At 39.9% G+C, this 8,019-nt stretch carries 8 protein-coding genes; all 8 read left to right on the forward strand.

What is annotated here, in order from left to right:
* The first annotated feature begins 5 nt into the window (after positions 1-5).
* Positions 6-503 carry a hypothetical protein gene (locus ADH90_RS01190; RefSeq protein WP_049529613.1) on the forward strand — a complete coding sequence of 166 codons (498 nt, stop codon included), beginning with the start codon at positions 6-8 and terminating at the stop codon, positions 501-503.
* Positions 504-623: 120 nt separating this feature from the next.
* Positions 624-1,328, forward strand: a complete 705-nt coding sequence (locus ADH90_RS01195) for a DUF4261 domain-containing protein (protein ID WP_049529614.1) — start codon at positions 624-626, stop codon at positions 1,326-1,328.
* Positions 1,329-1,371: 43 nt separating this feature from the next.
* Positions 1,372-1,839: a hypothetical protein gene (locus ADH90_RS01200; protein WP_049529615.1), complete on the forward strand. Its 468-nt coding sequence runs from the start codon at positions 1,372-1,374 to the stop codon at positions 1,837-1,839.
* A complete protein-coding gene (locus ADH90_RS01205) occupies positions 1,832-2,848 on the forward strand; it encodes a hypothetical protein (protein WP_049529616.1) in 1,017 nt (338 codons plus the stop codon). The genes ADH90_RS01200 and ADH90_RS01205 overlap by 8 nt, the downstream gene beginning before the upstream one ends.
* A gap of 594 nt (positions 2,849-3,442) precedes the next feature.
* The gene (locus ADH90_RS01210) at positions 3,443-4,897 is read left to right on the forward strand and encodes an aminotransferase class I/II-fold pyridoxal phosphate-dependent enzyme (RefSeq protein ID WP_049529617.1); all 1,455 of its coding nucleotides are present in this window, start codon (positions 3,443-3,445) and stop codon (positions 4,895-4,897) included.
* Positions 4,898-5,758, forward strand: coding sequence for a polyamine aminopropyltransferase (gene speE / locus ADH90_RS01215; protein WP_000366713.1), 861 nt, complete (start codon positions 4,898-4,900; stop codon positions 5,756-5,758). It begins immediately after the preceding gene.
* On the forward strand, positions 5,755-7,014 hold the full coding sequence (locus ADH90_RS01220; RefSeq protein ID WP_049529618.1) for a saccharopine dehydrogenase family protein: 1,260 nt from the start codon (positions 5,755-5,757) through the stop codon (positions 7,012-7,014). Before speE ends, ADH90_RS01220 begins: the two co-directional genes overlap by 4 nt.
* On the forward strand, positions 7,014-8,019 hold a 1,006-nt coding region (locus ADH90_RS01225; RefSeq protein WP_049529619.1), incomplete at its 3' end, for a carboxynorspermidine decarboxylase. The genes ADH90_RS01220 and ADH90_RS01225, both read left to right, overlap by 1 nt.

Here is an 8,019-nt window from a genome sequence, read left to right on the forward strand (position 1 = left end):
TTATCATGAGAGTAAACTATAAAAATACCCCTGAAAAAAATCAAACTCTGGCAGAAATAATCATCCCACCCTTGCTTAATTTACTCAAAAGTTTAACCTTGTTAGAAGAGGAAATTTTTGAGCGTAACAGAGCACTGGATAAGGAAAAAGAAGGCCTTGGTATCCCAGCAAATCAAGTTCATCCCAAGTGGAATGAACTTATGGATGACTATTTTCAGAGGCAAATGCAACTTCTAACTGGACGAGTGACTCAAAAATACTTGGAAGGAGGAGTTCGGAATTCTTATGGCTCCCCAAGTGAGTATAACTATGTTCAAACGAATGATTTTTCTGTCGATTTTATCATGACAAAAGCTGAAGAAGCAAGAGTCATCACCCATTATCAAGAAGCTTTAGAAATGAAGCATCAGTTTGTACTTAGATTGGTGGATGGAAATTGGCTACTTGATGAGAAATTTTACAGTTTTGAGGATGAGGAAACTTGGTATCTCGACTCACTTTGACCAAGATAGCTTTGCTTCCCAACTGATATGTAAAAAAGGAGAAGTCCTATGAAATTTTTGAAAAATCTATTTGCTAGTAAAAAAGAAAAGTCAGAGAAGAAAAAGACCCTTACCTAGTCCATGCCCCTCTTCAAAGGCAAGCAGGCCTATTCTTTAGACCAGGTCGTTCAGGATTTAAAATCTCACTGGGCGCTTGAAATTTCTGAAGTTTCTGGGGATGATTCTAGTGCAACCTTTGTGATTGATGGTGCTCTCGTTGCGCTGGCTTTAATGGATTTGCCTATCCCAAGTCAAGAATTTGAAGAATTGTATGCCTATTCTTACCTCTGGCAGGATGTTGAGAAGGAAACACAGGAGCACACACAACACGCCATTGTTTCTATTTTGTCTGACAATCTTTCGCCAGTAGAAACTTATTCCCTATTAACTAAAGTCAATGCCTCTATCCTAAAAACTAGTCAATCATCTATTGGTATTTATCAGGGTTCTACCACCTTGCTCTTACCCAAAGATCTTTATCTAGACCTGGCTGACCTTTTGAAAGAAGAAATGCTTCCCCTTCAACTCTTCAACCAGGGAGATAAAACTAGTATTTACACTTATGGTTTGAAAGAGTTTGGAAAAACTGAGATTGAAATTATCGAGTCTCCTATGAATAGCGATGACCTATATTATTTTCTCTTGTCTATTCTTCAGTATGTTTTAGGCAGTGATGTCACCTTAAAGGACGGTGAAACTATTGGCTTTTCAGAAGATCAAAAAATCAAAATCACTGAGTCAAAAGCAGTCTTTCTAGAAGGTAATTCCTTAAAATTAGATGTTTAAACCATGATTTATAATTGAGTGTCCTTCCTAGATTGGTGGTTTTATGAAGCGTGATATAAAGAAGTATTATCTCTACCGATTTCTGGAATTTAGATTTGAAAAACTCTCTTGTAAGAATCCAAGTCTAAAGAAAATAAAGCCAGAGAAGAGAGAAAAAATCGTTCTAGAGGCTACTCGAACTAGTCAAAAGATTATTCTAGTTCTTGGAATTCTCTACATCCTTTTAAATTCAGCCCTCTTCATTTACCTAAGGATAAGTGATTTTCACCCACCTTTATTTACTTGGTTTACTGACTACATAGACTATTTGGGTGGACTGATAAACGGAGAATGGGGCGTTAGTTGGCGTCAAAAGAAAGCTAGTTTTTTGATGATTGCTATTTTGGCTATGCCTATTGTGGTCATAGAAGGCGGCCCCTTCTTCTTGCTGGTTTTATTAGTTGGGAATTGGGAATTAAAGAGAAAGATAAGATTTGAGAGAGAACATAAAGGAGTAGAGAGCAATGGGTAGAACGGTGATTATAGGTACTTTAATAGTTTTCGCAATCTTTAATTTGCTACTCGGTCTGGGCTTTTATCTCTTTCTAAAAAAGAGGAAAGAGAATGGGCAGTCATTGTACGAAACTCCTGTAAATCAACAAACTCGAACAGAAAAACTGGAACTAGGTGAGATTTTGGTCTACCTGTCCCTGATTGCAATTGCGGGGATGTTTGCTTTTCAAACCTTAAATCGAGGTGGTGTTGGGAATTCTATTTTAGCTAAAATGATCCTCCTCCCAGCTATAATGGCTCTTTTCAATGCAAGAAAAAGGACTGGAAAGTCTTTACTTGCCCTCCTTATAACCTTTATGGTATTTCTAGTAGGAGTTATGTTTAATCTCACGATTGGTTTGCCACCTCAAACACCAATTTTGCAAATTAATGAAAGTAAAATCACGTTAGCAGAAACCAAAGCAAGTGATCTGATGAAAGCTGGATTTGATATCTATGTAAGACAAGGTGATGGTGCTAGCGACTACGAATACCTCCTGACAGATGGCAATTTCCAAAAGTATGCAGGCAATAAAACAGTCACCATTGAAAAAGGCTTCAAGCTTGATAGTAATGCTGTTCCCTACGCTCCCTATCTCTTTGCAAAAGATGGCATAGTTCTTGGGAGTATTTCCTTTTACGGGGCAGAAGATAAGGACGTGGTTCTAGAAGATTCTAAGGTTATTCAGGTCCGATTTAACAAGGAAAGCATTGAAGCAGCTATAGAACATTCTATAATTTTGAAATTGGATGAACTCGACTTGACTACTCGACTGGACCTTCCACTTGTTCAAGAAACTTTCAAAAAGCATCTATGGTCAATCCCCCCATCACATACAAGTGATGTCACTCAATTGTGGTATGGATTACAGTGGTCAAGTAACAGTGACTCTCTATTTTGGAATGAGTATTATAGTCTTATCCGTCTAGATGAAAATTATTTGATGACTGATTTTGAACTAGCTGCCAAAGTAGCGCGTGATGAGTAATACGATTTTGAATAGTTAGCCTTGCTTATGCCTATCTAAAGGAATTAAATTATTTAGTTTCTTTTTTTGTTTTTTGATTTAAATTTAAAACGATTTCCATTTTTAAGTTAAATAAATTTTACGAACGAAAAAATTAATTTATTAAAAAAAGTTTCTAAAAATACTTTACAAGTCTCTGAAAACATGATATAGTAATGAAGCTTAGAAAATGAGATGATGTTTTCTAGCAAATATAAACCCGAGTAAAAAATGCCTACGGACAGGCAGGGTTGAATGCCGAAGCGTGGTTGAAAAGCCACATTATTGATAGGGTTAAAAGCCTACTTTTATAAGTTGATGTTAGAACACTAGTTCTAATTCGTATACATTTGTTAGTGTGGTGAAAGCACACGTCATCTTGTGAAACGATCAATAAAGTACGTAATATTTGCTACTAGAGAGTTAGGAAACATCAGGAACAGACATACTCAAAAGAAACAAACATAAACACGTCAGTAGATTGTAGAGCAGGTGCCAACCTGCTCTTTTTTCATAAGTATCCTTTAGAGCCTTACACAAGGTGAAAAAACTATGATAAAGGAGTATGTCTTTATAATGTCAAATCAAAACCAAGCTCCCATCTATGAGGGGCTGGTCAAATTACGAAAGAAACGGATTGTTCCCTTTGATGTCCCTGGTCACAAACGTGGCCGTGGGAATCCAGAGTTGGTTGAACTTCTGGGTGAGAAATGTGTAGGAATTGATGTCAATTCTATGAAGCCTTTGGACAACTTGGGACATCCTATTTCGATTATTCGAGAAGCAGAGGAACTAGCGGCTGAGGCTTTTGGTGCTGCTCATGCCTTTTTAATGATTGGGGGGACCACATCATCTGTTCAAACCATGATTCTCTCCACTTGTAAAACTGGAGATAAGATTATTCTTCCGCGTAACGTACATAAATCAGCTATCAACGCCCTTGTTTTGTGTGGTGCTATCCCCATCTATATCGAGATGAGTGTGGATCCTAAAATCGGTATTGCTTTGGGGCTTGAAAATGAGCGTGTGGCGCAAGCTATTAAGGACCATCCGGATGCCAAGGCTATCCTAATTAACAATCCAACCTATTATGGGATTTGTTCAGATCTTAAGGGACTAACTGAGATGGCTCACGCTGCAGGAATGAAAGTCTTAGTAGATGAAGCCCACGGTGCTCATCTGCACTTTACAGATAAACTTCCTCTGTCTGCTATGGATGCAGGAGCAGATATGTCGGCTGTATCCATGCATAAATCCGGTGGCAGCTTGACTCAAAGTTCCCTTCTTTTAGTTGGCAATCAGATGAATCCTGAGTACGTACGTCAGATTATTAATCTGACACAGTCGACATCAGCATCCTACTTGCTAATGTCTAGTCTAGATGTTTCTCGTAGGAACCTAGCCCTTCGTGGCAAAGAGTCGTTTGAGAAAGTCATTGAGCTATCTGAGTACGCACGTCGTGAAATCAATGCCATCGGTGGCTACTATGCCTACTCAAAAGAGCTGGTAGATGGTGTATCGGTTTGTGATTTTGATGTAACAAAGCTGTCAGTTTACACTCAGGGGATTGGTCTAACAGGGATTGAAGTTTATGATCTCTTACGGGATGAATATGACATTCAGATTGAGTTTGGTGATATCGGGAATATCTTGGCCTACATTTCAATTGGTGACCGCATTCAAGACATTGAGCGCTTGGTAGGTGCTCTGGCTGACATCAAGAGACTCTACTCGCGAGATGGAAAAGACTTGATTGCTGGCGAATATATCCAACCAGAGTTGGTGCTATCTCCTCAGAAGGCCTTCTATGCAGATAGAAGAAGCTTAACATTAGACGAGTCCATTGGCCAGGTATGTGGGGAATTTGTCATGTGTTATCCTCCAGGAATTCCAATCCTAGCGCCAGGTGAACGGATTACACGAGAAATTGTCGATTATATCCAATTTGCAAAGGAACGTGGTTGTTCCCTCCAAGGAACGGAAGATCCAGAGGTCAATCACATCAATGTTATTGAAAGAAAGGAGAACTAGATGGATTTATGGTTTTCTGAAGTTCATACTCCAGATGTGAAATTGTCGCTTAGAACTGCTAAACAACTCTATGCTGGAAAAAGTGAGTGGCAGGATATTGAAGTATTAGATACTCCAGCTTTTGGAAAGATTTTGATTTTAAATGGGCATGTCTTGTTCTCAGATGCAGATGATTTTGTCTACAACGAAATGACTGTTCACGTTCCTATGGCTGTCCATCCAAATCCCAAGAAAGTCTTGGTTATTGGGGGTGGTGACGGTGGTGTTGCCCAAGTATTAACCCTCTATCCAGAATTGGAACAAATCGATATTGTAGAACCAGATGAGATGCTGGTTGAGGTTTGTCGAGAGTATTTTCCAGACTTTGCTGCAGGACTTGATGACCCTCGCGTCACCATTTACTACCAAAATGGACTGAGATTTTTGAGAAACTGTGAAGATGATTACGACATTATCATTAACGATGCGACAGATCCATTTGGCCATACAGAAGGACTCTTTACCAAGGAATTTTACGGTAATAGTTATAGGGCTCTCAAAGAGGACGGAATCATGATCTATCAGCATGGTAGTCCTTTCTTTGACGAAGATGAGTCAGCTTGCCGAAGCATGCACCGTAAGGTCAATCAAGCCTTTCCAATCAGCCGGGTTTATCAGGCACATATCCCAACTAGTCCTGCTGGCTATTGGTTGTTTGGATTTGCATCGAAAAAATATCACCCTGTCAAAGATTTTGACAAGGAAGGCTGGAAAAAACGTCAGTTATTTACGGAATATTACACTGCAAACTTACATGTGGGGGCCTTTATGTTGCCTAAGTATGTAGAAGACATTTTAGAAGAAGAGGAAGGAAAAAAATGAGTCGTTTATTAGTTATTGGATGTGGGGGAGTTGCCCAAGTTGCTATTTCAAAGATTTGCCAAGATAGCGAAACTTTTAAAGAGATTATGATTGCTAGCCGTACCAAGTCAAAATGCGATGACTTGAAGGCTAAATTAGAAGGCAAAACAAATACTAAGATTGAGACAGCTGCTCTTGATGCTGACAAGGTAGAAGAAGTGATTTCCTTGATTGAAAGCTACAAACCAGAAGCTGTTTTGAACGTAGCTTTGCCTTATCAAGACTTGACTATCATGGATGCTTGTTTGGCAACAGGTGTCCACTATATCGATACTGCCAACTATGAGGCTGAGGACACAGAAGACCCTGAATGGCGTGCTATTTATGAGAAACGTTGTAAGGAACTTGGTTTTACTGCCTACTTTGACTACTCATGGCAATGGGCTTATCAAGAAAAATTCAAGGAAGCAGGTCTGACAGCTCTTCTTGGTTCTGGTTTTGACCCAGGGGTAACAAGCGTCTTTTCAGCTTATGCACTCAAACATTACTTTGACGAAATCCACTATATCGATATTTTAGACTGTAATGGTGGTGACCACGGTTATCCATTTGCGACAAACTTTAACCCAGAAATCAACTTGCGTGAGGTTTCTGCACCAGGTTCTTACTGGGAAAATGGAAAATGGGTAGAAGTCGAAGCTATGTCTATCAAACGTGAGTATGATTTCCCACAAGTTGGTCAAAAAGACATGTATCTCCTCCACCATGAAGAAATTGAATCATTGGCGAAAAACATTCCAGGAGTTAAACGCATTCGCTTCTTTATGACTTTTGGCCAATCTTATCTAACGCACATGAAATGTTTGGAAAACGTTGGTCTCCTTCGTACAGATGCTATTAACTTTAACGGCCAAGAAATCGTACCAATCCAATTCTTGAAAGCCTTGCTTCCAGATCCTGCTAGCCTTGGCCCACGTACAGTTGGTAAAACCAATATCGGCTGTATCTTTACAGGTGTCAAAGATGGCGTTGAAAAGACAATCTACATCTACAATGTTTGCGATCATCAGGAATGTTACGCAGAGGTTGGTTCACAAGCCATTTCTTACACAACAGGTGTTCCTGCCATGATTGGGACAAAATTAGTGATGGATGGTACATGGAAACAACCTGGAGTTTATAACCTTGAAGAGTTGGATCCAGACCCATTCATGGAAGCTTTGAATAAACACGGTTTGCCATGGGTTGTGGTAGAAAACCCACAAATGGTGGACTAATGAAGTTAGAACAAGTACCAACGCCAGCTTATGTCATAGACTTGGCAAAGTTAGAAGCCAACTGCCGCATTCTACAATATGTACAAGAAGAAGCTGCTTGCAAGGTTTTGCTTGCCCAGAAGGCGTATTCCCTCTATAAAACCTATCCTTTGATTAGTCAATATCTGTCAGGCACGACAGCTAGTGGACTCTATGAAGCTAAGTTGGCTAGGGAAGAATTCCCTGGAGAAGTCCATGTCTTTGCGCCTGCTTTCAAGGAATCAGATATGGAAGAGTTACTGCAAATATCTGATCATATTGTTTTTAACTCAGAGAGACAACTACGAAAATATGGTCAAGTTTGTCGTGAAGCTGGTATCAGTGTCGGTCTACGCCTCAATCCTAAATGTTCAACGCAGGGTGACCACGCGCTTTATGACCCTTGTGCTCCTGGCTCTCGTTTTGGAGTAACTTTGGAAAAGATACCAAGTGATTTATTGGATTTGGTTGACGGGCTTCATTTTCATACCCTCTGTGAGCAAGGAGCAGATGATTTACAAACGACTTTGAAAGCAGTAGAAGAGCAGTTTGGAGCCTATTTGCATCAAGTCAAATGGCTCAATATGGGCGGTGGACACCACATCACAAGAGATGACTACGATGTGGATTTGCTGATTTCTGAAATCAAACGAATACGAGAAACCTATAACGTAGACGTCTACATTGAACCTGGAGAAGCTATTGCACTTAATGCGGGCTATCTAGCGACAGAAGTCTTGGATATTGTTGAAAACGGGATTGAGACCTTGGTGCTAGACGCCTCGGCAAGCTGCCATATGCCAGATGTTCTTGAGATGCCTTATCGCCCTCCATTGAGAGATGGTTTTGGAGCGCAAGAAAAACCTTATACTTATAGACTCTCTTCAAATACTTGCCTGACAGGGGATATCATTGGGGATTACAGCTTTGAAAAACCGATTGAAATCGGCGATCGTCTCTATTTTGAAGACATGGCTATTTACTCCT

This window comes from Streptococcus pseudopneumoniae, from assembly GCF_001073085.1.
In the GTDB taxonomy this organism is placed as follows: Bacteria; Bacillota; Bacilli; order Lactobacillales; family Streptococcaceae; genus Streptococcus; species Streptococcus pseudopneumoniae_M.

Excerpts from the sequence above, each read along its gene's own strand:
- ADH90_RS01205 (WP_049529616.1), top strand. The coding sequence starts at position 1,832 with ATGGGTAGAACGGTGATTATAGGTACTTTAATAGTTTTCGCAATCTTT.
- ADH90_RS01200 (WP_049529615.1), top strand. The coding sequence starts at position 1,372 with ATGAAGCGTGATATAAAGAAGTATTATCTCTACCGATTTCTGGAATTT.
- speE (WP_000366713.1), top strand. The coding sequence starts at position 4,898 with ATGGATTTATGGTTTTCTGAAGTTCATACTCCAGATGTGAAATTGTCG.
- ADH90_RS01220 (WP_049529618.1), top strand. The coding sequence starts at position 5,755 with ATGAGTCGTTTATTAGTTATTGGATGTGGGGGAGTTGCCCAAGTTGCT.
- ADH90_RS01190 (WP_049529613.1), top strand. The coding sequence starts at position 6 with ATGAGAGTAAACTATAAAAATACCCCTGAAAAAAATCAAACTCTGGCA.
- ADH90_RS01195 (WP_049529614.1), top strand. The coding sequence starts at position 624 with ATGCCCCTCTTCAAAGGCAAGCAGGCCTATTCTTTAGACCAGGTCGTT.
- ADH90_RS01210 (WP_049529617.1), top strand. The coding sequence starts at position 3,443 with ATGTCAAATCAAAACCAAGCTCCCATCTATGAGGGGCTGGTCAAATTA.